20 protein-coding genes and 1 pseudogene are annotated in these 23927 nt (G+C 42.9%); 9 read left to right on the top strand and 12 right to left on the bottom strand.

The window, feature by feature from the left end:
* Window positions 1–2: 2 nt before the first annotated feature.
* The 9 genes from G4D73_RS01265 to rimO form a co-directional block, all read right to left on the bottom strand.
* A complete protein-coding gene (locus G4D73_RS01265) occupies window positions 3–500 on the bottom strand; it encodes an OmpH family outer membrane protein (RefSeq protein ID WP_213687182.1) in 498 nt (165 codons plus the stop codon).
* An 80-nt stretch (window positions 501–580) separates the two neighbouring features.
* Window positions 581–3091: an outer membrane protein assembly factor BamA gene (bamA, locus tag G4D73_RS01260; RefSeq protein ID WP_213687181.1), complete on the bottom strand. Its 2511-nt coding sequence runs from the start codon at window positions 3089–3091 to the stop codon at window positions 581–583.
* A gap of 39 nt (window positions 3092–3130) precedes the next feature.
* On the bottom strand, window positions 3131–4486 hold the full coding sequence (gene rseP / locus G4D73_RS01255; protein WP_213687180.1) for an RIP metalloprotease RseP: 1356 nt from the start codon (window positions 4484–4486) through the stop codon (window positions 3131–3133).
* A gap of 3 nt (window positions 4487–4489) precedes the next feature.
* Window positions 4490–5686 (bottom strand): 1-deoxy-D-xylulose-5-phosphate reductoisomerase, encoded by a 1197-nt coding sequence (ispC, locus tag G4D73_RS01250; RefSeq protein ID WP_213687179.1) that lies wholly within the window; start codon window positions 5684–5686, stop codon window positions 4490–4492.
* On the bottom strand, window positions 5687–6511 hold the full coding sequence (locus tag G4D73_RS01245; protein ID WP_004646715.1) for a phosphatidate cytidylyltransferase: 825 nt from the start codon (window positions 6509–6511) through the stop codon (window positions 5687–5689).
* Between the two features lie 3 nt (window positions 6512–6514).
* Window positions 6515–7267 (bottom strand): polyprenyl diphosphate synthase, encoded by a 753-nt coding sequence (uppS, locus tag G4D73_RS01240; protein ID WP_004646714.1) that lies wholly within the window; start codon window positions 7265–7267, stop codon window positions 6515–6517.
* A 7-nt stretch (window positions 7268–7274) separates the two neighbouring features.
* Window positions 7275–7829, bottom strand: coding sequence for a ribosome recycling factor (frr, locus tag G4D73_RS01235; protein ID WP_004279885.1), 555 nt, complete (start codon window positions 7827–7829; stop codon window positions 7275–7277).
* Window positions 7830–7909: 80 nt separating this feature from the next.
* Entirely contained in the window at window positions 7910–8638 is a 729-nt protein-coding gene (gene pyrH / locus G4D73_RS01230; protein WP_004279886.1) for a UMP kinase, read from the bottom strand.
* Window positions 8639–8684: 46 nt separating this feature from the next.
* Window positions 8685–10028, bottom strand: coding sequence for a 30S ribosomal protein S12 methylthiotransferase RimO (gene rimO, locus G4D73_RS01225; protein ID WP_213687178.1), 1344 nt, complete (start codon window positions 10026–10028; stop codon window positions 8685–8687).
* Between the two features lie 341 nt (window positions 10029–10369).
* Here rimO and glnL point away from each other — a divergent pair, with 341 nt between their 5' ends.
* Together glnL and glnG are read left to right on the top strand one after the other, a co-directional pair.
* Window positions 10370–11479, top strand: coding sequence for a nitrogen regulation protein NR(II) (gene glnL, locus G4D73_RS01220; RefSeq protein ID WP_004646711.1), 1110 nt, complete (start codon window positions 10370–10372; stop codon window positions 11477–11479).
* Window positions 11466–12941, top strand: coding sequence for a nitrogen regulation protein NR(I) (glnG, locus tag G4D73_RS01215; protein ID WP_213687177.1), 1476 nt, complete (start codon window positions 11466–11468; stop codon window positions 12939–12941). Before glnL ends, glnG begins: the two co-directional genes overlap by 14 nt.
* Before the next feature lie 49 nt (window positions 12942–12990).
* On the opposite strand, the gene G4D73_RS01210 is transcribed toward glnG, so the two are convergent.
* The 3 genes and pseudogenes from G4D73_RS01210 to mnmG all read right to left on the bottom strand — a co-directional run bounded on the left by G4D73_RS01210 (window position 12991) and on the right by mnmG (window position 16852).
* Window positions 12991–13317, bottom strand: a complete 327-nt coding sequence (locus tag G4D73_RS01210; RefSeq protein ID WP_005100855.1) for a hypothetical protein — start codon at window positions 13315–13317, stop codon at window positions 12991–12993.
* Between the two features lie 133 nt (window positions 13318–13450).
* Window positions 13451–14657, bottom strand: a pseudogene (gene mhpT / locus G4D73_RS15685) (3-(3-hydroxy-phenyl)propionate transporter MhpT).
* Between the two features lie 314 nt (window positions 14658–14971).
* Window positions 14972–16852, bottom strand: coding sequence for a tRNA uridine-5-carboxymethylaminomethyl(34) synthesis enzyme MnmG (mnmG, locus tag G4D73_RS01195; RefSeq protein WP_213687176.1), 1881 nt, complete (start codon window positions 16850–16852; stop codon window positions 14972–14974).
* A gap of 254 nt (window positions 16853–17106) precedes the next feature.
* Here mnmG and G4D73_RS01190 point away from each other — a divergent pair, with 254 nt between their 5' ends.
* From G4D73_RS01190 to purH, 7 genes are all read left to right on the top strand, one after another.
* A complete protein-coding gene (locus tag G4D73_RS01190) occupies window positions 17107–17574 on the top strand; it encodes a hypothetical protein (RefSeq protein ID WP_004279893.1) in 468 nt (155 codons plus the stop codon).
* Between the two features lie 144 nt (window positions 17575–17718).
* Complete coding sequence (locus G4D73_RS01185; RefSeq protein WP_180038578.1) at window positions 17719–18606, top strand: bile acid:sodium symporter family protein; 888 nt, start codon at window positions 17719–17721, stop codon at window positions 18604–18606.
* 87 nt (window positions 18607–18693) lie between these two features.
* Window positions 18694–19581, top strand: a complete 888-nt coding sequence (locus G4D73_RS01180) for a bile acid:sodium symporter family protein (RefSeq protein WP_071852166.1) — start codon at window positions 18694–18696, stop codon at window positions 19579–19581.
* A gap of 131 nt (window positions 19582–19712) precedes the next feature.
* Complete coding sequence (gene prmA, locus G4D73_RS01175) at window positions 19713–20618, top strand: 50S ribosomal protein L11 methyltransferase (protein ID WP_005266631.1); 906 nt, start codon at window positions 19713–19715, stop codon at window positions 20616–20618.
* 15 nt (window positions 20619–20633) lie between these two features.
* A complete protein-coding gene (locus tag G4D73_RS01170) occupies window positions 20634–21512 on the top strand; it encodes a DUF3426 domain-containing protein (protein ID WP_004646701.1) in 879 nt (292 codons plus the stop codon).
* A gap of 398 nt (window positions 21513–21910) precedes the next feature.
* Entirely contained in the window at window positions 21911–22180 is a 270-nt protein-coding gene (gene fis / locus G4D73_RS01165) for a DNA-binding transcriptional regulator Fis (RefSeq protein WP_001086304.1), read from the top strand.
* A gap of 95 nt (window positions 22181–22275) precedes the next feature.
* On the top strand, window positions 22276–23850 hold the full coding sequence (gene purH, locus G4D73_RS01160; RefSeq protein ID WP_004646700.1) for a bifunctional phosphoribosylaminoimidazolecarboxamide formyltransferase/IMP cyclohydrolase: 1575 nt from the start codon (window positions 22276–22278) through the stop codon (window positions 23848–23850).
* The last annotated feature ends 77 nt before the right edge of the window (window positions 23851–23927 follow it).

The following is a 23927-nucleotide window of genomic DNA, read 5'->3' as shown; positions in this document are numbered from 1 at the left end:
GATTATTTAATTGCATTAACCTTTTGAATCATTTTATCAGTTAAATCATATTTAGCATCATAAGCAAGTGCTGAATTTTTATTTAAAACTACATCCAGGTTGTTTTCTCTACGCAATTGTTCAGCAATTTGCTTTACACGTGCATCAAATACAATTCGGATCTGCTGAATCGAGCTTTGAACATTAGTCTGTACAGACTGTTGTAACTGATTCAATTCTTGCAACTTAGCCTGATATTCCGCAGACATTTTCTGTTTTTCAGTCTCACTGAGCTTAGTGTTGGATTGAGCACGTTGCTGCAAAGTTTCCAGCTCTTTGCTGAGTTGCTCAATCTTAGTGGTTTGTGGCTGAATTTTTTGCTGGAATATCGTGTTTTGTTGTTTCAGATAAGTACTACCTTCAACCACACGCTCCAAGTCAATTACCCCCATACTAGCCGCTTGAGTCAAAGGAGCAACACTTGCCAAAGCCAGGCTCATTGCCATAATCATTTTTTTCATATTATTACTCATTCAAAAAAATTTGCTCACAAAACCTGCAGGCTTTATGAGCAAAATTTAGTTTCTAGGTCAAAACGATTTTAGAAAGTACGTCCAATTTCGAACTGGATGTTTTTAGTATCATCACCGTCTTTTTTATTCAACGGATAAGCATAGCTAAGTGATAATGGTCCAATCATAGTGATCCAGGTGAAACCTGCACCCACGCTATAGCGCATATTATCTGCATCGAAACCGAAGTTATCTTTACAGTACTGCTTTCCATTTACTGAAGTGCCATTAACGAAAATATTTTCATTTGATACATCACATTGGGTATCAAACACTTGTGCACCTTCAGCAAAGATGACTGGACGAACCTGACGTGCCCAATCCCCTTTAAATGGTACTGGAAGCACTAATTCGGTACCAAATTGAATTAGTGCATTACCACCTACTTCCTCAGGAGAAGGATCCGTTTGACCTGTATCAGAGAAATATACACCTGGATATTTAGGACCTAATGTACTATTTTCATAACCACGAACCGAACCAAAACCACCTGCATAGAAATTCTTGTAGAATGGCAAGTCATTACCATAACCCAACTTACCATAACCGCGCAGGACAAAATCTTTGCCTAATGGGAAAAATGCCTGAGCGTCATAAGTGACTTTTTGATACTCGACATCACTACCTGGCAAGGCAATTTCAGCATTGACACGATGTGACATACCCGTTGTCGGGAACATCGGTCTATTTAAGGTATTATAAGACCAACCTAAATTAAGGTTATAAGTCAAAAAATCACCCTGGAATTCTTGACCATATGGAACTGGATTAGGGCAAGGCTGGTAACCAGTAACATTCCCAGCAGAATCTTTAATTGGAACTAATGCTTGAGGACAATACTCACCACTTTTTGTTTCTTTTCCGCCATTACGTTCCAAATAATCAGCAACATAAGTCGACACATATGGACCAGTGGTCACATCGGTCTGATCAATGTTCAGGCCTAGGCTAACACTCTGGTTTTCATCAATTGGATAACCAAAGTTAATCCCACCACCGAAACTGTCTGTCACATAGTTATTGACGTTATAATCATCATCCAGCTTGGTTTTACGGTAATACATGTTATAGCCGCGACGCACACCATCAATGGTGAAGTACGGGTCCATCACGCTCAAGTTATAATAATCTTGGGTTTCAGAACGCGACAAATCGATTGAAACACTATTACCTGTACCCAGGAAGTTGGTCTGACTTAAACCTGCCTGGAAAGTTACACCACCGCTTTGTGAGAAACCAACTGCAAGAGTACTGGTCCCTGAATGCTGCTCTTCAACGGCAACATTCAAGTCCACCTGATCTGGTGCACCCGGAATACGTGCAGGTTTGATATCGACAGTTTTAAAGAACCCGGTACGCTCCAGACGGACCTTAGACAGGTCAATCTTTTCATTACTAGCAAGTGCACCTTCCATTTGGCGCATTTCACGACGTAGTACTTCATCTGCAGTTTTCGTATTACCAGTGAAATTAATACGTCGCACCGTGACTTGCTGACCCGGATTAATATAATAATTTAGATCAACCAGTTTGGTTTCGTTGTTAATTTGAGGAACAATATTGACTTCTGCATAGTAATAACCTGCATTACCATACTTACGCTGCAATAACTGCTTAACCGCGTTGACTTTTTCCTGCGAATAAATTTCGCCTTCTTTGAAAATTTGTAAAGCCTGTAATTCTTCAGTCTTATAAAGCGCGTCACCTAAATATTTGGTTTGACCAAATTTAAATTGCTCACCTTCATCCACAGATACTTCGATGAAGACATTCTTTTTATCTTCACTCAAGTTCAGACTGGAATTGGTAATATTAAAGTTGATGTAACCGCGATTCAGATACATGGCACGCAAAGCTTCAAGACTTGCCGCCATCTTTTCACGTGCATAACGGTCATTACGCGAAATGACTGAACTCCAGCCACTTTCTTTTACTGCAAAGGCCTGCTTGATATCAGATTCTTTAAATACGGTATTCCCGATAATATTGATATCAAAAACTTTGGCCGCTTTACCTTCAATAAAATCAATTAGCAATTCAACACGGTTATTTGGTCGAGGCGTAGTAGTGACCGTAATATCGGCATCATAACGACCTTGCTGCATGTATTGCTGTTCAAGTTCAGTTTCAATAGTTTGCAGCGCTGATTTTTTCAGAACTTCACCTTCAGCCAGACCCATTTTTTTCAGGCCTTCCTCAAGTGCTTCCTTAGGAATCAACTTATTGCCTTTCAATTCGATTTTTGAAATGACCGGGCGTTCAACAACTTGGAAAACCAAAGTATTGCCTTGCTGCACGGCTTTAATGTCATCAAATAGGCCTGATGCATACATGCTACGAATTGCATTGGCAATGATTGGATCATTGACCCGATCACCACTGTTAATTGGCACTAGGCCATACACATTGTCAGGAGTTAAACGTACTAATCCATCAAATTTTATATCTTGTACAATGAATTCATCTGCTGCATATACTTGTTGTGCTACTGCCATTGCACTAACGAGTGCCAGAGGCATAAATAAATGTGTGTGCTGCATGCCAGTCTTTTCCGCTGTTAATTTATTCCATTTACGTTGTTATAAACGCATAAAATCATTAAATAATGCCAGAAGCATCATACTGCCGAGCAGTACCATACCAATTTTTAACCCAACCAATTGTATTTGTTCGGAAACAGGTTTACCACGAATTAATTCAACAAAATAGTAAACCAGATGTCCGCCATCAAGCATTGGAATAGGCAGTAGATTTAATATTCCTAAACTTACACTCATTAGCGCCATAAAGGAAATAAAAGTTTCCCAGCCCATTTCTGCGCTTTGTCCTGCCACTTTGGCAATAGTAATTGGACCTGATAAATTATCCAGGCCAATCAGACCACGTACCATTTTGACAATCGAGTTCAGAATCATCGAAGATAAATGTGCTGTTTTATCAAATGCCATTACCAGTGCTTCGCCTGGCGAGTAATGAATGGTCTGTTTATATTCTGCAGGAATGGTCATTTTACCCAGATCACTTTGTACACCCAGCATACCGGTCACATTGCCCATATTGTCACGTTTGCCTTGTGGCATGACTTCTAGCTGAACCACCTGATTTGCACGTAGTACATCCATTTTCAGTAATTTTTCTGGAGATGCCTGTACCACCTGCACCACATCAAACCAGTCTTTCATCTGAACGCCGTCAATGGCCAGAATCTTGTCACCTTCTTTCAAACCTTGACGGATGGCTGCACCATCTTCACTCAGCTTGCTGATCACTGCCGGAATTTCTGGCCGATAAGGCAAGAACCCCAGGCTTTCTAGCGGCGATTGACTTTGATCTTTTAAATAGTTTTGAATCGGCAACTGGAACAATTTGTTTTCACCAGCGCGATCTGCCTGAATAGAAACCACACCAGTTTCACCAACACGATCCACCAAGGCATAACTGAGCTTTTCCCAAGTTTCCACCTGAGTACCATCCACAGCTACAATTTTGTCACCCGGCTGCATTTGTACGGTGGCAGCAGGCGTATTTGGTAAAACTTTACCCACACGGGTATTGAGCTGTTCTTGTGCCGGTAAAAATAACACCCAGAATAGAAGAACTGCAAAAATCAAGTTGATCAATGGACCCGCTGCCACGATGGCAATCCGCTTCCACGGATGCTGACGATTAAAAGCTTTGGGTAAGTCTTCTTCAGCAACATTACCCTCACGTTCATCCAGCATCTTGACGTAGCCACCCAAAGGTAAGGCAGACAATTGATACTGAATTCCGGATTTTTTCGAGGTCCATTTTAATAATGTTGGCCCAAATCCAATGGAATAGACCAATACTTTAACGCCCAGTTTACGCGCCACAATATAGTGACCGAACTCGTGAATCGCAATTAAGGGACCGAGTAAGAGAATTGCTGCGGCAATCATAAACAAGGCATTCATATCTTAACTTCCTTTACTCACAACGTATTGCTGTGATAAACCTCGTGCCATTTGATCTGCTTGCAAGATAGCCTCCAGATCATGTGCAGGTTGATTGTCCATCTGATTTAGGACATGCTCAACTACCTGAGGAATTTGGGTAAATCTGATCTGTTGATTTAAAAATGCAGCAACTGCAATTTCATTGGCCGCATTTAAAATCGTAGGTGCAATTCCGCCACTCTGCATGGCCTGACGGGCCAGTTTTAATGCAGGGAAACGGAGCATATCCGGTTCTTGAAAATTAAGTTGTGAATGCATAAACAGATCCAGTGGCGCCACATGCGTACTAATACGCTCAGGCCATGCCAAAGCATGTGCAATAGGCGTGCCCATATCTGGATTACCCATTTGTGCCAAGGTCGAACCATCAACGTATTGAACCATGGAGTGAATAATACTCTGTGGATGCACAACAACTGTAACAAATTGTTCTTGAACTGCAAACAAATGGCAGGCTTCGATCAATTCTAAACCTTTATTCATCAAGGTAGCAGAATCGACTGAAATTTTTTGACCCATGGACCAGTTAGGATGCTTGCAAGCTTGGGCAGGTGTGACCTCTTCAAGTTGCTGCATGCTATGGTTCAGAAACGGCCCACCCGACGCGGTCAGCAGAATCTGGGATACACCCAGTTTGGGCTTGCCATGACGCTCTGCCTCAAAATAATGCTGTGGCAGACATTGGAAAATCGCGTTATGTTCAGAGTCAACGGGAAGCAGTAATGCCCCATGATCGCGCGCTGCCTGCATCATGATGTCACCCGACATCACCAAAGCTTCTTTATTGGCCAACAGTACGCGTTTACCCGCTTTCACAGCAGCCAATGTCGGCAATAATCCTGCAGCACCAACGATTGCTGCCATCACAATATCAACATCAGCGTGTTCAGCCACAGCAATTAAACCGGCTTCATCTTGCAGAATTTCAATATTAGCCAAATGATGTTGCTGGAGTCGTTTTGAGAGTTCATCTACTTTTTCAGCCGGCACCACCGCCACTTTAGGACGGTATTGCCGGCAAATTTCAACCAGCTCCTCGATACGACTTTGCGCGGTCACAGCAAAAACCGAGTATGCTTCAGGATGTCGCTGCAAGATTTTTAAAGTACTTTGACCAATGGAACCTGTAGCACCCAGTATACAAACTGCTTGTGACATTTATAAATCTACACCAATAAGTTTTAAAACAGCCATACCTGCTGCAAAGATTGGAGCTGCAGCAAGCAAAGAATCAATACGATCCAGTACTCCGCCATGTCCTGGCAAAATTCGACCTGAATCCTTAATACCGGCACGACGTTTGATCATGGATTCAAACAGGTCACCCAGTACCGAACTAAATACTGTAACCACAGAGAGAATCAGGAATAAAATCAGTTCTGGCCAGGTCATATCCAGATAAAGTAAGGCAACTGCCGTTACAATCAGCATTGAAGTAACAATACCACCATACAGCCCTTCCACAGATTTATTAGGACTAACATTCGGCGCCAACTTTTTCTTGCCAAATTTACGACCCACAAAATACGCACCACTATCTGCGCCCCATACCAGTAAAAACAGGTACATCAGCCACCACGGTGAACTTTGCCAGACAGAGAAAATTGCAGTAACCGCAGCAGAGATCAGAACTACGCCGATTCCGTGCAGGCTGGCGTTGTACCAGCCATCATATTCAGGATAGGTTTTAACCCAGTAAATGCTGAGCAACCAAGTAATTATAGAAGCTACCCATAACAATAAGGCAACTTCGGCAAAATACAATGCCAAAGCTGAAAGTGCTGCAGTGAGCACTCCATATCCCCAAGCAACAGGTTTGATGACATATTTAAATTTTCGCGGCATGAGTTTAAACCACTCATAACCGGCCACCCCAGCAGCAAGAACCATCAATACAAACATTGGATAATGTGATTCAGTAGCAAACATACAGCTCAGTACAACTGCTACCAACACCAATGCGGTTATAATCCGCTCAAACATGTATTAATTCTCAAGTTTTTCCTGATGAATCTGTTCTGATGTTTTACCAAAACGACGTTCACGCCCACCAAATACGGCAAGTGCATCATCAAGTTCTTCAACGGTAAATTCTGGCCATAGCGTCTCAGTGAAATAAAGCTCTGCATAGGCTGCCTGCCATAACAGGAAATTCGAAAGACGGAAATCTCCACCCGTACGAATCAGCAGATCAACTGCAGGTAAATCACCGAGGCTGACATATTGACCAAATACATCAGTATTAATTGCATCAAGATCTAATTTATTTGTTAAAACATCGCTAGCAATTCGCTGTGCAGCTTGTGCCATATCCCACATACCACCATAACTGATTGCAATAGTGAGTGTCATACTATTGAAATTAGCAGTCCTTTCTTCGGCATGCAACATAAGTCCCTGTAATTCTGGGGACAAACGGCTGCGATCACCGATAAAGCGTAAGGCAATATTGAATTTTTCCATGCGGGGCAATTGTTCATGAATGGTATCAACCAGCAATTTCATGAGCAATTCAACTTCAAACTGTGGACGATTCCAGTTTTCACTTGAAAAGGCAAATACAGTTAAAGCCTGGATATTTCTTTTTTTACAGTGTTCAACAATCGGATCCAGAACCGTTTTTCCTTCACGGTGTCCATCACCTTTTTGCATCTGATTTTTTTTGGCAAAACGATTGTTGCCATCCATGATGATGGCAACATGTTTCGGAAGACGGGGATTTTCTTCAGCAACGGTCATCGATGAATTAGACCTTCATCAATTCAGCTTCTTTCGCAGCCAAGCGCTTGTCAACTTCAGCAACAAATTTGTCGGTAATTTTCTGGATTTCGTCAGCAGCACGACGCTCTTCATCTTCAGAAATTTCTTTTTCTTTCAACAAAGCTTTGATATCGCCCAATACATCACGACGAATGTTACGGATCGCTACTTTGGCATTTTCTGCTTCATTACGCGCAACTTTTTGCATGTCACGACGCGTTTCTTCAGTCAACGCAGCCATCGGTACACGAATCGCATCTGCTGTAATTGGGTTTAGACCCAAATCAGATTCACGAATCGCTTTATCAATTGCAGAAACCATTGAACGTTCGAAAGGCTGGATTAACAAAGTACGTGAATCTTCAACACCTACGTTTGCCACCTGGTTCAATGGAACGTCTGAACCATAGTAAGAAACCATCACGTTATTTAAAATTGATGGATGCGCACGACCGGTACGAACTTTTGCAAAACCATGCTCTAGAGATTCTAGAGTTTTGTTCATACGGTCTTCGCTGTCTTTTTTAAGATCGTTAATCATATGATCTTCCTTACTTAATTCTTGAAAAGAGGTTATTACTAAATTAGCGTGTAGTATAAAGTGCTTTGGTGCTCACGTCATTAATTGGTAACGTGAGTCCCTTCTTTTTCACCCATCACAACGGAAAGCAATGCGCCAGATTTATTCATATCGAATACTTGTAGCGGCACATTGTGATCACGACATAAACAGATTGCAGTTAAGTCCATCACACCCAGCTTTTCGTCCAGAACTTGGTCAAAAGTCAATGTGTCATATTTAACCGCATCATCATATTTGCTTGGATCTTTATTATATACGCCATCAACTTTGGTCGCTTTCAAGATCAAGTCTGATTCGATTTCAATACCACGTAAACAGGCAGCTGTATCTGTCGTAAAGAACGGATTACCTGTACCTGCCACGAATACACACACTTCACCCTGAGTGAGGTGACGGATTGCATCACGGCTTGAGTAAGACTCAACCACGGCACCAATTGGCAATGCAGACATTAAACGGGTTTTAATATTACGGCGTACCAAAGCGTCGCGAAGTGCCAAACCGTTCATGACTGTTGCTAGCATACCCATCTGGTCGCCAGTTACACGACCAACTAGACCATCTTTTTGTAGCTGGCTACCGCGATACAGGTTACCACCACCCACAACAATACCTACTTGTACGCCTAAACCCACGAGGTGCGCAATAGAAAGTGACATCTGATCGAGCACTTGTGCATCGATCCCCATGTCTTTATTGCCTGCCAGCGCTTCACCAGAAAGCTTTAACAGGATGCGACCAAAGCGTGGCTTTTTAGAATCCAACATCATCAAACTCCAAAGTATTCAATTTAAATTTTTTTAATTCAAAATCTTAAGCAGACTTGATTGAAATGAGTTTTGCGTACAGATCATATTCATCTGCATCGGTAATCTCGACTTCAAGTAAATCCCCTGCCTTAATGACGCTTTTATCGATATCTTCAACAAAAACATTGCCATCAATTTCAGGTGCATCTGCATAAGAACGCGCAACCGCTACCGGGAATTCGTCTTCCAGGTCATCTACCAGCACAGTCATGGTCTGACCGATACGTTTTTGGAGTTTGGCTGCCGAGATTTCTTGCTGAACCTGCATGAAACGCTCATAACGCTCTTGTTTAATTTCTTCAAGAACGTGATCTGGCAAATCATTTGCTGTCGCACCTTCAACTGGCGAATAGGTAAAACATCCCACACGATCCAGCTGGGCTTCTTTCAACCAGTCCAGTAACATCTGGAAGTCTTCTTCGGTTTCACCCGGGAAGCCCACCACAAATGTTGAACGGAGCACCAGATCAGGACATTTTTCACGCCAGATTTTCAAACGCTCCAGTGTATTTTCACTGTGCGCAGGTCGTTTCATTAGTTTGAGAATTTTTGGACTTGCGTGCTGGAATGGAATATCCAGATAAGGCAGGATTTTGCCTTGTGCCATCAGGTCAATTACTGCATCTACATGCGGATACGGGTAAACATAGTGCAAACGCACCCAGATTCCCAACTGACCTAATGCTTCACACATGTCATAGAATTTGGTTTTAACCGGCTGGCCATTCCAGAAATCCAGCTTGTATTTCGTGTCCAGGCCATAAGCAGAAGTATCCTGGGAGATGACGAGTACTTCTTTTACACCGGCACGTTTCAGCGCTGCAGCTTCATCAAGCACAGAACCGACTGGACGTGAAACCAGATCGCCACGCATGCTTGGAATAATACAGAAGGTACAACGATGGTTGCAGCCTTCAGATATTTTCAGATAAGCATAGTGTTTTGGCGTCAGGCGGATGCCTTGCTCTGGAACCAGATCAATAAATGGATTGTGTTTTGGCGGCTCAGGTACGTATTGATGAACCGCATCCATAACTTCTTTATATGCCGCTGCACCTGTCACTTTCAGGACATTGGGATGCATTTGGCGAATCTTGTCTTCGTCTTTACCTAGACAACCTGTTACGATCACGCGACCATTCGCGCTCATCGCCTCACCAATCGCATCTAGCGATTCTTGCACTGCGGATTCAATGAAACCACAGGTATTTACTACAACTAAATCAGCACCGTCATAATCCGAAGCGACGTCATAACCTTCAGTCTTTAACTGGGTTAAAATACGTTCAGAATCTACCAATGCCTTAGGACAACCTAAAGATACAAAACCGACTTTGGGGGACTTCATGAATTTTCGCTCTACTAGAATGCGCGTATTGTATGTCTTTTCGCATCATAAAAATAGTTGAAAACCTGACTCTTTGCATCATGCACTAAAATATTGCCATAAAATATTCAACATACCCACTCATGCACCAAAATGAATCATTTTAGATTTACAGCCTCAATTTAATCCGCTATATCTAAGATGAATTGTGTTGCTCTGTCACATTTCTGCATTTCATCGCAATAAATAATCTCTCGTCATAAAAGTTGGCGTGCATCTTGCATCAAATCAGAACTTAAAATTGATTAAATTGCTTTATGAAGATGCCATTGCGCCATTTTAATACAGGAACAAACCCGCGAATGGATCAAATTATTCCGATCGACTATCGTGCTTTAGTGGACAATATGACCACGTGTATCTTATTGATAGACCGCGATCTTAATATTTATTATCTGAATTCTGCCTGTGAAGCCTTATTTGATGTGAGCTTATTCCGCGCGAGCGGCACATCCGTGCTCAATATTTTGCAAAACCCGACAGATGAGTTTAATACCGAAGAAGCCCTGAATAATACTTTAACTACGGGACAGCCTTATACACGCCGCGAAGCCACTATTCTGGTCAACTTTAAAGACATTCATGTTGACTACACTGTTTCTCAGCTAAATCTGGGCAAACCTTATCATCCGCTACTGCTCATCGAACTCAATCCTCGCGATCGCATGTTAAAAATCTCTCGTGAAGAAAATCTGCTGCAACAGCATCAGGTAGCGCGTCAGCTGATTCGCGGTGTCGCGCATGAAATCAAAAATCCACTCGGTGGCATTCGTGGCGCGACTCAACTCCTGGCACGTAGTTTGAATGATCCACAATACAAAGAATTTACCGACATTATCATTAGCGAAGTGGATCGACTGAGAAATCTGGCCGATACCATGCTCGGCTCACGCCAGCTTCCGAGCTATGAACTGGTCAATGTCCATGAACCATTGGAACGTGTACGTTCACTGATTGCCAACCAGACCAAAAAGAAAATCAAGATTATCCGGGATTACGACTTGTCCTTACCGGAAGTTCTGGCAGACCGTGACCAATTGATTCAGGTCATTTTGAATATTTGCGCCAATGCCGTACAGGCCATGACCGAAAACAAGGAATTCTTTGTCGAACATCAACCGGAACTGATTTTAAGAACCCGGATCCAGCGTCTTTTTACTATTAACGGGGTGATTCACCGCTCTGTGGTACGGATTGATATTGAAGACAATGGCCCAGGTGTGCCGGAAGAGATTATCGAATCGGTGTTTTATCCGCTGGTCACCAGCCGTGCCAAAGGGACCGGACTGGGCCTCAGTATTGCTCAAAATATTATTCATCAGCACAACGGCATGATCGAGTGTCAGTCGGTAGCTGGAAAAACCGTCTTTAGCTTATATTTACCTTGGGAGTCAAATCATGTCGCGAAATAAAATATGGGTGATTGATGACGATCGCGCCATGCGCTGGGTACTGGAAAAGACCTTTAAAGAGGAAGGTCTGGATGTGACCAGTTTTGAAGAAGCACAATCTGCACTAGACCAACTGAGTCTGGAAGCACCCGATGTGATTTTGACCGATATCCGCATGCCGGGTATTGATGGACTTACCTTCCTGGGCAAGGTTAAACACAGTTATCCTGACCTACCTGTCATTATTATGACGGCGCATTCAGACTTAGAATCGGCTGTATCCAGTTATCAAACTGGTGCTTTTGAATATCTGCCTAAGCCTTTTGATATTGATGAAGCACTGGCGCTGGTAAATCGTGCAATTTTACATATCACCAAGCTGCAGCAGCAGGAGTCCGCAAAGACTGCCCCGCCGATTCAATCTACAGAGATTATTGGTGAGTCACCTGCCATGCAGGAAGTGTTCCGAGCCATTGGCCGTTTGTCTCAATCGCACATTACCGTATTGATTAATGGTGAATCGGGTACGGGTAAAGAACTGGTGGCTCATGCCTTGCATCGTCATTCACCACGTAGTGCCAAACCTTTTATTGCGCTCAATATGGCGGCGATTCCAAAAGACCTGATCGAAACTGAACTGTTCGGCCATGAAAAAGGGGCATTTACCGGTGCCAACACCCAACGTCAGGGTCGTTTTGAACAGGCCAATGGCGGCACGCTGTTTTTAGATGAAATTGGCGATATGCCATTTGAGACCCAGACCCGTTTACTGCGTGTACTCGCAGATGGTGAATTTTACCGAGTTGGCGGTCATATTCCGGTTAAGGTCGATGTGCGTATCGTGGCAGCGACACATCAGGATCTGGAAAAACTGGTTCATGAGGGTCGCTTCCGTGAAGACTTGTATCATCGACTGAATGTAATTCGTATTCATATTCCAAAACTGGCACATCGCAGTGAAGATATTCCGATGCTGGCGCAGCATTTTCTGGCGCGTGCCGGAAAGGAACTTGGGGTCAATCCAAAGATTTTGCGTCCTGAAACCCAGGAATATATGCAAAAATTGCCGTGGCAAGGTAACGTACGTCAACTTGAAAATACCTGTCGCTGGCTGACTGTCATGATCACAGGTCGTGAAGTCTATCCTGAAGACTTGCCACCTGAACTAAAACAGATTCCAATTCATCAGCAGGATCCGGGCGCGCCAATTCCAACGCTGAACCAGATCGCACCGCATCACTGGGATAAATTACTGGGTCAATGGGCGATGCAGAAACTCAAAAACGGTGAAATGAAACTTCTGGATGTTGCGACGCCGATGTTTGAACGCACCTTGATTAATGCAGCCTTGCAACAAACCCGTGGCCGTAAACGTCATGCCGCAGAACTTTTAGGTTGGGGTCGCAATACTTTAACGCGCAAGCTTAAAGAACTGGGTATGGATACCACGGATGATGAAATCGAAGAAGAAATAGAAAGTTAATTTTTCCATATAAAAAAGCGCCGATTGGCGCTTTTTTATTAATGATAATTTATGCAGTAAAACCCACATAGCGGAAATACCCATCTATGCCCAGATCAGACTTATAGATCAGATAATCTGGATAAGTCGCCTGGGTGATTTCATCCAGCATATTCACCTGATCATCATTGGCATGCAGATCATCTACAGAACGCGGCATGCTGTGCTCGAATTCATCGGTCATATATTCAAAGCCGATATCCATGGCAATAAACAGGGTATGCTCACAAGGTTGCACATATTGCTCTTCTGCCCAATCAATCACGTTGTGCTGACAATGTGGACAGGCAATATTATCAGTGGCCTGAATCGAGAGTGGAATAAGTTGATAAGCCATATAAAAATCAATCTGTTTGCTATTCGTATATTTTAGCAAATTTTATGGACTGACTTTATTCAATTAAAAGTCTCGACGATAAAAAAGGGAATTTTCAGATTCCCTTTTTGTATTGATAGATCTCAATGATTAATTACTTATGAGCAGCCTTATAACGTGATAGTGCAGTGACGGCTACTGCCGATACGACCACTGCTGGTAAACTTGCCACAAGAATACCTGTGGTGCCCAAACCTAATGCCAGAATTTTTCCAGTTAATAATGGTCCAGTCATCGCCCCTAAACGCCCTAAAGAGATCGCACTGCCCACGCCTGTCACTTTGCCTGCGCCTGAGTAAAAAATCGGTGAGATCCCATATAGAATAGATTGACCACCCGTAGAGAAAATGCCACCCATGACTCCCGCCAAAATTAATAACGGAATAGAAGTTGTGGTGAATAACAATACCAAGGCAACAAACAAGCCACTATAAATGATGGTCGCCATTTGCCAAAGCTTTAAACGATCCAGTAAATAACCTAGGCTCAGGGTTCCAATAACCGCGCCCACCTGGAACACCAACATCACCAGAAATGCCTGTTGTTTCTGCAAACCTTGTTCCATAAGCAAGTTAGGTAACCAGCTGATCAAAATATAATTGATCATCAAGGTAAAAAAGAAACCAACTCAAAGAGGCACTGTATTTTTATACTGTTGCTGCTTGAACAACACCTCAGCCATTCCCGGCACAGCTTCGCCAGAAACCGGTACTTCCCGCATTCACTTTAGGCTTATCTTTAAGAATAAATGCCATCAATGGAATCAGTGCTAAAGGCGTTAATCCCCCAATCAGGAACAAGGTTTGCCATTGAATCTCCGGAAGCAACATGGCCAGACCGGCAACAAAGATCGCCCCTACCGGCAAACCACAATACATCAGACTATTTAGCTTGCCACGGTTGGCTTCCGTTGCTTCATCACCGACGACTGAAATCATGGTTGGCATTGCCGCACCTAAACCCAAACCAGTAAAGAAACGCGCTGCATATAAAACTTCGATGCTTGGCGCAATTGCAGTCAACGACATGAACAGACCAAAAATAGTCACAGAAAGCATTAGGACTTTCTTTTGTCCTAGATAATCTGCAATACGTCCGCCAAAGAATGCGCCAAACAGCATTCCAAAGACACCCAGACTAAATACATAGCCCATTTGGATTTGATCTAAACCAAAGCTTGCTGCAATTCCTTTCGCCGCAATCCCGGGAGCTTGAAGGTCAAAACCTTCAAAAAATGCGACCCAGAAACATAAGAATATCGTTAATATTTTTTGGGCTTTTTCGCTGTATGACTGTGCCATGACTGATCTCCATCAATAATTCACAAACCGTTTGATAGTCTGACGATCCGTTGCATTATTCTTAACCTAATCTTAATAGAGAAATAGCACGACAATAGTCGGGTTTAAGCACATCAGCATGTGTAAATATCATCTAAATTAGACCTAAAAGATTGTATTTCTAGACTTAATACATCTTAATAATATTTATTATATATATTTATCAATAACTTAATTTAATAGTAGTTATTTTTAATTCAACGATAGTCAAAACTTATACAAAACTACAAGCCGATAAAAAGCCCGCTTAATGCGGGCTTTTTTAGCGCATAATCTTAAGCAGATTTCTTTGCTTGTGCATTCTTACGAATTGTAATCATCACCAGTTGAACTGCTGCAGGGGTTACACCTGGAATACGACTGGCTTGCGCCAATGTTTCAGGACGAACATCTTTCAGTTTCAGGGTAATTTCACGGGACAGACCTGACACGATGTCATAATCGAAATCCGCAGGAATACGGGTTTCTTCAAGACGTTTCATTTGTGCGACATCTTCATGCTGACGATTAATATAACCCGCATATTTCACTGCAATTTCAATTTGCTCACCGACAAATGGTGATACTTCAGAATTGGTTAACTCTGCAATTTGAGCAAATGAAATGTTTGGACGTTTCAACAAATCGATCGCCGAACATTCTTTAGACAGCTCTGCACCGGTCATCTCAACGAATTTCTTGCCCATTGGATTGTTTGGTGCAGCCCACAGGTGTTGTAAACGACCCGTTTCTTTTTCTACTGCTTCCATTTTCTCACAGTACACTGCCCAACGTGCATCATCCACTAGACCCATTTCACGACCAATTGCTGTTAAACGCTGATCTGCGTTATCTTCACGCAGCATCAAACGGTATTCGGCACGTGAGGTGAACATACGGTATGGTTCTTTGGTACCTAATGTGATCAGGTCATCGACCAGAACACCCATGTATGCTTCATCACGTTTTGGCGTCCATTGCTCCTGATCCCAGGCACGGCGTGCAGCGTTCAAGCCTGCAAGCAAACCCTGCGCACCCGCTTCTTCATAACCGGTTGTGCCGTTGATTTGACCGGCGAAATACAAGTTATTAATTGCTTTGGTTTCAAGGGTAAATTTCAACGCTTGTGGGTTGAAGTAATCGTATTCAATGGCATAGCCCGGACGAAGAATGTGCGCATTTTCCATACCACGGATCGAGCGAACCAGTTCAAACTGAACGTCGAACGGTAAAGAAGTCGAAATACCATTTGGATAAAGCTCATTTGTATCCAAGCCTTCAGGCTCCAAGAAGACTTGGTGAGAATCTTTATCGGCAAAACGGTGAATCTTATCTTCAATCGATGGGCAATAACGTGGTCCAACACCTTCGATCACACCCGTGTACATCGGTGAACGGTCTAAACCGCCACGAATGATTTCATGCGTGCGTTCATTGGTATGCGTGATATAGCAATTTACCTGCTCAGGATGCATAGACACATCCCCCATGAATGACATGGTCGGAGATGGGAAATCACCCGGCTGTGGTGTCATCACAGAGAAATCCACTGAACGCGCGTCAATACGTGGTGGTGTACCTGTTTTTAAACGACCTACTGGCAAGTTTAATTCACGCAAACGATGTGCAAGTGAAATAGATGGCGGATCACCAGCACGACCACCGCTAGATTTCTCCACACCAACGTGGATGACACCACCTAAGAATGTACCTGCTGTCAGCACCACAGTTTTCGCATCAAAACGGATACCCATTTGGGTAACCACACCTTTAACGGTATCGCCTTCAACAATCAGGTCATCTGCGGCTTGCTGAAAAATATCAAGGTTTGCTTGGTTTTCTAATGTTTCGCGAATAGCCGCCTTATAACGTACACGGTCCGCCTGCGCACGTGTTGCACGTACTGCAGCACCTTTACGCGAGTTCAAAATACGGAATTGAATACCGCCTTTATCGGCAGCCAGTGCCATCGCACCGCCCAAGGCATCAATTTCACGCACCAAATGCGATTTACCAATACCACCGATGGCCGGGTTACAGCTCATCTGCCCTAAAGTCTCAATGTTATGAGTTAAGAGTAAAGTCTGTCGACCCATACGCGCTGCAGCCAGAGCCGCTTCCGTACCGGCGTGACCGCCACCGATAACAATGACATCGTATACTTTAGGATAATGCATAGTGGTAATTGAGAGATAAAAAAGAATAGCTGAGCATTATAGCAAATTTCACTCTAAAGTAGACAAATTCAGTTGAATTTATCCTGAGATAAATCGCACTTAACTCGCATAACAATAAAGCACTGTAATTTAACTTTGCAGAGGAACTATATAAATTAAACATATAAGCTGAGAAATTTACTCGATTTGCATTGTTTAATCTCGCGCATTTTTTAATCTATATGTTGGTTACATTACAAACAAAGGTATAAAAGATGAATAAGAATATTTTCCTCTCAACCGTTCTATGTGGTTTATGTTTTGCGCCATTTGCTGCATCAGCGAATGATAAGGTCGAAACCATTTATAATGCACAAAAGTACCAACAGGTTTGTAAAGGCAAATCCCAAGGTGCACAAGTCAGTTTTGCCTATCGCGGCATTATCTGGAATGGTACCTGTGAGCCACAATTTTTCGCTTCATCCAAAAATGCTTCAATCAAAGGCGATGAAGCCGAACTCATGAGTACCTGTAGCGGCAACAGTGGTGCGACTACTGCTACCATCAATGGTGCCGAAGTCAAAGGTAAATGTGCATTAGGCTTTATGCCACCACGCCCTCAGGGACAATCTCAGATGCAAAGCCAACCGATGCAGCCACATATGCAAAACCAGCCTATGCAGCATCAGATGAACCAGCCAGCACAGCCTGATTCACCAATGCAAGGCCAGCCAGGTATGTAGCCGATATATATCTAAATAGTTTAGATTTCAAGTAAAAGCTTTGACGGGCAAAGTGACTGCATTTTGCCCGTTTTTTATTGCTTATTTATTCATCTAGGCTAAACTGGAAATATACCTATAAATGTATAATAAAAAGGCAAATTCATGGATTCGGGGTTTTTTAGCGTTTTTTTGCCAATTACATTGGCAATTATGATGATGGGGCTGGGGCTAGAACTCACTATCAAAGATTTCCTGCGCTTAAGTCGCTATCCTAAAGTCATTTTTATTACTTTATTTGCGCAGTTAGTCCTATTACCCAGCGTTGCTTTTTTTATTTGTCTGATTTTGGACTTGCCCGCTTTGCTTGCTGTAGGTCTGATGTTGCTAGCCGCCTCACCTGGTGGCCCAACCGCGAACCTATTTAGCTACATATATAAAGGTGATGTGGCACTGAATATTACTCTAACCGCCATTAATACCATCATCTCTATTTTTACCCTGCCCTTTATTATCAATCTGTCCTTACACTACTTTATGAGTCATGACTCAAACGTGACTTTTCCAGTTGAAAAGATTATGCAGGTCTTTTTAATTACCTTGATTCCCGTGATCATGGGTATGCTGCTTCGGGCCAAATTTCCAAACCTGTCAATTACTGTCAGCAGGCCCATGCGCTTACTCTCTATCGGTTTTCTAACCATCCTATTCATATTCGCCATTTTCAGAGAACGTTCGAATTTGGTCGAATACTTTGCCAATATTGGTGCAGCAACTGCGATTTTATGTTTTTCCAGCCTGTTTATTGGCTATTGCATTCCTTTACTCATGGGTATTCCAGAGAAAATGGCACGCGCCTGTACCTTTGAAATTGGCATTCATAACACTGCCATTGCGCTGACGATTGCGATATCGGTCTTAAATAATGTCACGATGGCTATTCCTGCAGGCATTTATACAATTTTCATGTACAGTTTCGCCACTATTTTCGGTGTGCTGATTAGTCGCCAGCAAGTGGTGTATAGCAATAAAAGTCGTTTATCAGATTTGTAATTTATTTGGCTGATTCTGCTATAAGGCTGTATGCTTTTCTAAAGAAAATCAGAAGTATTAAAACAATTTTCGACAAGGAGCATACAGATGGATTCTGGCCTTATAACGATATTACTGCCGCTGGCACTTGCAATCATCATGATGGGACTGGGCCTTGAACTGACGCCTCGGGACTTTAGCCGTGTCACTCGCCACCCCAAAGCCGTATTTATAGCATTGTTCTGCCAACTGGTTGTTCTGGTTGGCATTGCCTTTTTGCTTTGCAAACTATTCGCTTTAACCCCATTGCTCTCGGTCGGGTTGATGCTCCTGGCGGCTTCGCCCGGGGGTGCAACGGCCAACCTGTTTAGCTACCTGTTTAAAGGTGACTTAGCCCTCAATATCACTTTGACTGCTATCAACTCAGTCATCGCAGCAATTACCTTACCTTTAATTATTAATTTTTCGATCATGCATTTTATGCAGGATAGCCAGCAAGTTGGCCTGCAATTCGGCAAGATTCTGCAAGTCTTTGCGATCATCCTGATTCCGGTGGGAATTGGCATGTTGATTCGGCGCTATGCACCAGGCGTGACAGCAAAACTGAATCGGCCGCTGCGGATTTTTTCGATTGGCTTTTTGGTGCTGATTATTATTGCCACACTCATCAAAGAGCGCAGCAATATCGGTGAATACTTGACCCAGGTGGGTCTGGCGACTGCCTTGTTCTGCATCCTGAGCCTGAGTATTGGTTATCTGATTCCGCGACTACTGAATATTAATAGCGCTCAAGCCCGTGCCAGTGCATTTGAAATTGGCATTCATAACAGCACCCTCGCCATGACCATTGCCCTGACCGTGATTGGCAGTGCTGCTGTGGCGATGCCAGCCGCGGTTTATTCTATCTTTATGTATATCTTTGCTGCAATTTTTGGCAGTCTGTTGAATCGGCTTGCACCACTCCCGGCGCAAACACCTTTAACGAATCTGGATTAGATAAGCTCTGGAACTGTTCAAAGGATGCCTCAGGCATCCTTTTTATTTTGGGAATGGATCAAGAAGATAGCAGCGTTGAGTCTGAACTTCCGTTACAATAGCTTTTTGAAAAATGTATAAAGGTTATTTCTGTGAAGTGGTTACAAATTCATATTACGGTTGAACAGGCTCAGGTTGATTTTACTGAGACATTACTCAGCTCGCTAGGCGCAGTGAGTGTGACTTTGGATGATGCTGAAAACCAGGATTTGCTGGAACCACTTCCAGGTGAAACGCCACTTTGGAATAAAGTGATTGTGACCGGTATTTATGCGCAGGAAGAAGGCGAAGAAATCGATGTTGCCGCACTAGAAACCTTTATTCGTACACAAATGCCAGATGCTCCGATTCGTCATGAACTGATTGAAGATCAGGCTTGGGAACGTACCTGGATGGATGCCTATGAGCCTATTCAGATTGCTGATAAATACTGGATCGTACCGGAGTGGATGGAAGCACCTGATGCCGATGCGGTAAACATCAAGCTTGATCCAGGTCTGGCTTTCGGAACAGGCAACCACGCTTCAACTTTCCTGTGCTTACAATGGCTCGGCAAAATTAATGTGAAAGATAAAATTGTCATCGATTATGGCTGTGGCTCAGGCATTCTCGCGGTAGCTGCACTGCTATTAGGTGCGAAAAAAGCATATGCTACTGATATCGACCCACAAGCTGTACTGGCGACTCAGCAAAACGCTGAACTGAATGGCGTACTGGACAAACTTTATGTCGGACTGCCAGAAGAATTTAGAGATGAGCTCGGCAATACCAAAGCTGACGTATTTGTTGCCAATATTCTGGCAGCACCACTGATGATGCTGGCTCCTGAGTTCGCAACTTTAATCAAATCTGAGGGACAGTTCGCACTTGCCGGAGTGATTGAAGAGCAAGTTGCTGATGTTACTAGCATTTACTCAAATTATTTTGATATATTAGAGGTAGAAAAACGAGACGAGCACTGGTGCCGTATCTCGGGTAAACGCCATAAGAACGAATGAGCCTATAAATAATCCATGAGTGACAAAAGAACCCATTGCCCTACCTGTTCCACCACCTATAAGGTCACAGTTGCTCAACTCACCGTTGCGCAGGGAATGGTTTGCTGTCCTAAATGTACCACCTCATTTAATGCCTTATCGCATTTGGTGACCGAAACCCGGAATTCGGTCACTGCCTCAATGTCTCACGCTCAATCAAACTCCAGCGAATTCAGCAAAACTAATGCTCAAAATAACTCAGGTGTTTATCACACGGATCAGCAGCACCATCGTCATAGCCTGCTACAGATTTTTGATCAAAAAGTTGAACATTCCAATATTGACCTGGAAACCTATTTAAATAACCTGAATTATTTCAGTACCGAGCCGATTTCAGTCCTGCCGAGCATGAATTGGGAAGATCAGGCAGAAAAACAAACCAAACGCGGGCCAATGTACTATATAGGCTGGAGTTTACTTAATCTGTCGCTGTTCAGCCTGCTGCTGTTTCAATTTTTCTGGTTCAATCCGCAATACATCAAAAACAGTCACGTCATGAGTCTGGCCTTTAACAGTGCTTGTGAAGTGTTTAATTGTTCCAATCTGGAAAAATACTACACACTAATTCAGGTTAATAAAGTCAAAATCAAGGCAACCGGTAATAATGAAGCTGAGTTTAGCGGTGAGCTGATTAATTTTCATGACCGTAGTCTGGCTTTACCAATTTTAAGAATCAATCTGGAACATCGCGGTGAAGTGATTGCAACTTATAACCTGTCCTCCGAAGAGTACTTGATTGAAAGTTTAGTCAATATTCAGCGCATTCCGAAAAACAGCCCGTTTAAATTCAAATTTAAGCTTCCAGTCGATCGCAAAAGCTTTGATCGCTATACTTTAGAAATAATTCGCCCCTAATCTACTGAGAAAGCATTAAAAAATTAAAAAAAGTTAAAAAAAATGCAGTTTTCTTGCTCACTTTTGCTTAGACAATGGTATGATACGCGCCACGAAAGCTATGTGCTGCAACTCCTCGCGACTTTTTCACAACAAATACAGTCTTGCCTAATGCGCTATAAAATTTATTGCGTATCGTGCAGATTTTTTTGTTTTGATTTTGGTCAGTAACAAAACTTTAACTATTGTTACGCTTATTTTTCGACCAAATCGCAGAGATGTGTCAAGCTACAGGCTCAATGTAATGACTAAGTTTTAGAACTTCCGTTTTAGGATCTAAAATGGAGTTCATTTCAATTTCTAGACCACTTTTATATATCACTTTACCCAAGTGATATTTGTTTTTCGGATTAATTCGCATGAATAGCAAATCTCCTATTTTTACTGCACAATCTGATGTTGCTTTACGTATCCACGTAGATCGCGCAGTTCGCCACTATTTTGCACAACTGCAGGGCGAGCAACCATCTCAGGTATACGACATGGTGCTAGCAGAAATGGAGAAACCTCTTCTATCTGTAGTTCTAGAATATACACGTGGTAACCAAACACGTGCTGCCGAGATCCTCGGACTCAACCGTGGTACTTTACGTAAAAAGTTAAAAGCTCACGGTTTAATGAGTGAATAAATGATAAAATGCTTGCGGCTTCCGCAGGCATTTTTTTTAACCTGTAAATTGCTGATTTTGTTTTATTCTGTTCCTTGAAAACTGTGACGAAGATCATGACTATTAAACGCGCTTTAATCTCTGTGTCTGACAAGACTGGTATTGTTGAATTTGCACAAGAACTTGCTGCTCTAGGGGTAGAAATTTTATCTACAGGTGGTACCTACAAATTATTGAAAGACAATAATGTGGCTGTAGTTGAAGTTTCGGAGCATACAGGTTTTCCAGAGATGATGGACGGCCGTGTAAAAACACTACATCCTAAAATTCATGGGGGTATCTTAGCTCGCCGTGGTCTAGATGAAGCTGTGATGGCTGAACACAACATTGATGCTATTGATTTAGTCGTTGTAAACCTTTATCCATTTGCTGCAACAGTAGCAAAACCAAATTGTTCACTTGCTGATGCAATCGAAAATATCGACATCGGTGGTCCTACCATGGTTCGTGCTGCGGCAAAAAACCATGCATCAGTCGGTATCATCGTAAATGCTTCTGACTATGCAACTGTTGTGGCTGAGCTTAAAGCTGAGGGTGCTTTATCTCATGCAACTCGTTTTGACCTAGCAGTAAAAGCATTTGAACATACTGCTCAATATGACGGCATGATCGCATCTTACTTAGGCGCTCGCGTAGGTAAAGAAGAAGGTCAGGCAGACAAATTTGCACGTACTTTCAATACTCAATTGAACAAAGTTCAAGACCTTCGTTACGGTGAGAACCCGCATCAAGCTGCTGCATTCTATGTAGAAGACACAGCGACTGAAGCTTCTGTTTCAACAGCGAAACAGCTTCAAGGTAAAGAACTCTCTTATAACAACATCGCAGATACTGATGCAGCACTTGAATGTGTGAAATCATTTGCGAAGCCTGCTTGTGTGATCGTTAAACATGCTAACCCATGTGGCGTTGCAGTATCTTTAGACGGTATTCAAGCAGCTTATGATCTTGCGTATGCAACAGATCCTGAATCTGCTTTCGGTGGCATCATTGCATTCAACCGTGAATTAGACGTTGCAACTGCACAAGCGATTGTAGATCGTCAATTCGTTGAAGTGATCATTGCACCGAGCGTTGCTGAAGGCGTTCTTGAAGTAACGGGCGCGAAGAAAAACGTACGTGTACTTGTATGTGGCGAACTTCCAGCAATCGATGCGCGTCAATCGCAACTGGACTACAAACGTGTAAACGGTGGTTTACTGGTTCAAGACCAAGACTTGGGCATGATCACGAAAGATGATCTTAAAGTTGTGACTAAACGTGCGCCGACTGAACAAGAAATCGATGACATGATCTTCGCTTGGAAAGTGGCGAAATACGTAAAGTCTAACGCGATTGTTTATGCTAAAAACCGTCAAACCATTGGTGTGGGCGCAGGTCAAATGAGCCGTGTAAACTCTGCTCGTATTGCTGCGATCAAAGCTGAACACGCGGGTCTAGTGGTTGAAGGTGCAGTTATGGCATCTGACGCATTCTTCCCATTCCGTGATGGTATTGATAACGCTGCGAAAGCAGGCATCAAATGCATTATCCAACCGGGTGGTTCTATGCGTGATGAAGAAACGATTGCTGCGGCTGACGAAGCTGGTATTGCAATGGTGTTCACTGGTATGCGTCACTTCCGTCATTAATAGACACATGAAGATTCATTTAATTTTTTGAATCCTCCCTAGCCCTCCTTTTCTAAGGAGGGTTTTGTACGTCAAGT

The sequence above is a fragment of the Acinetobacter sp. WY4 genome (genome assembly GCF_018438165.1).
Lineage (GTDB): Bacteria > Pseudomonadota > Gammaproteobacteria > Pseudomonadales > Moraxellaceae > Acinetobacter.
Note: the sequence above shows the minus strand (reverse complement) of the source record. Positions and strands in the feature narration are given on the sequence as shown.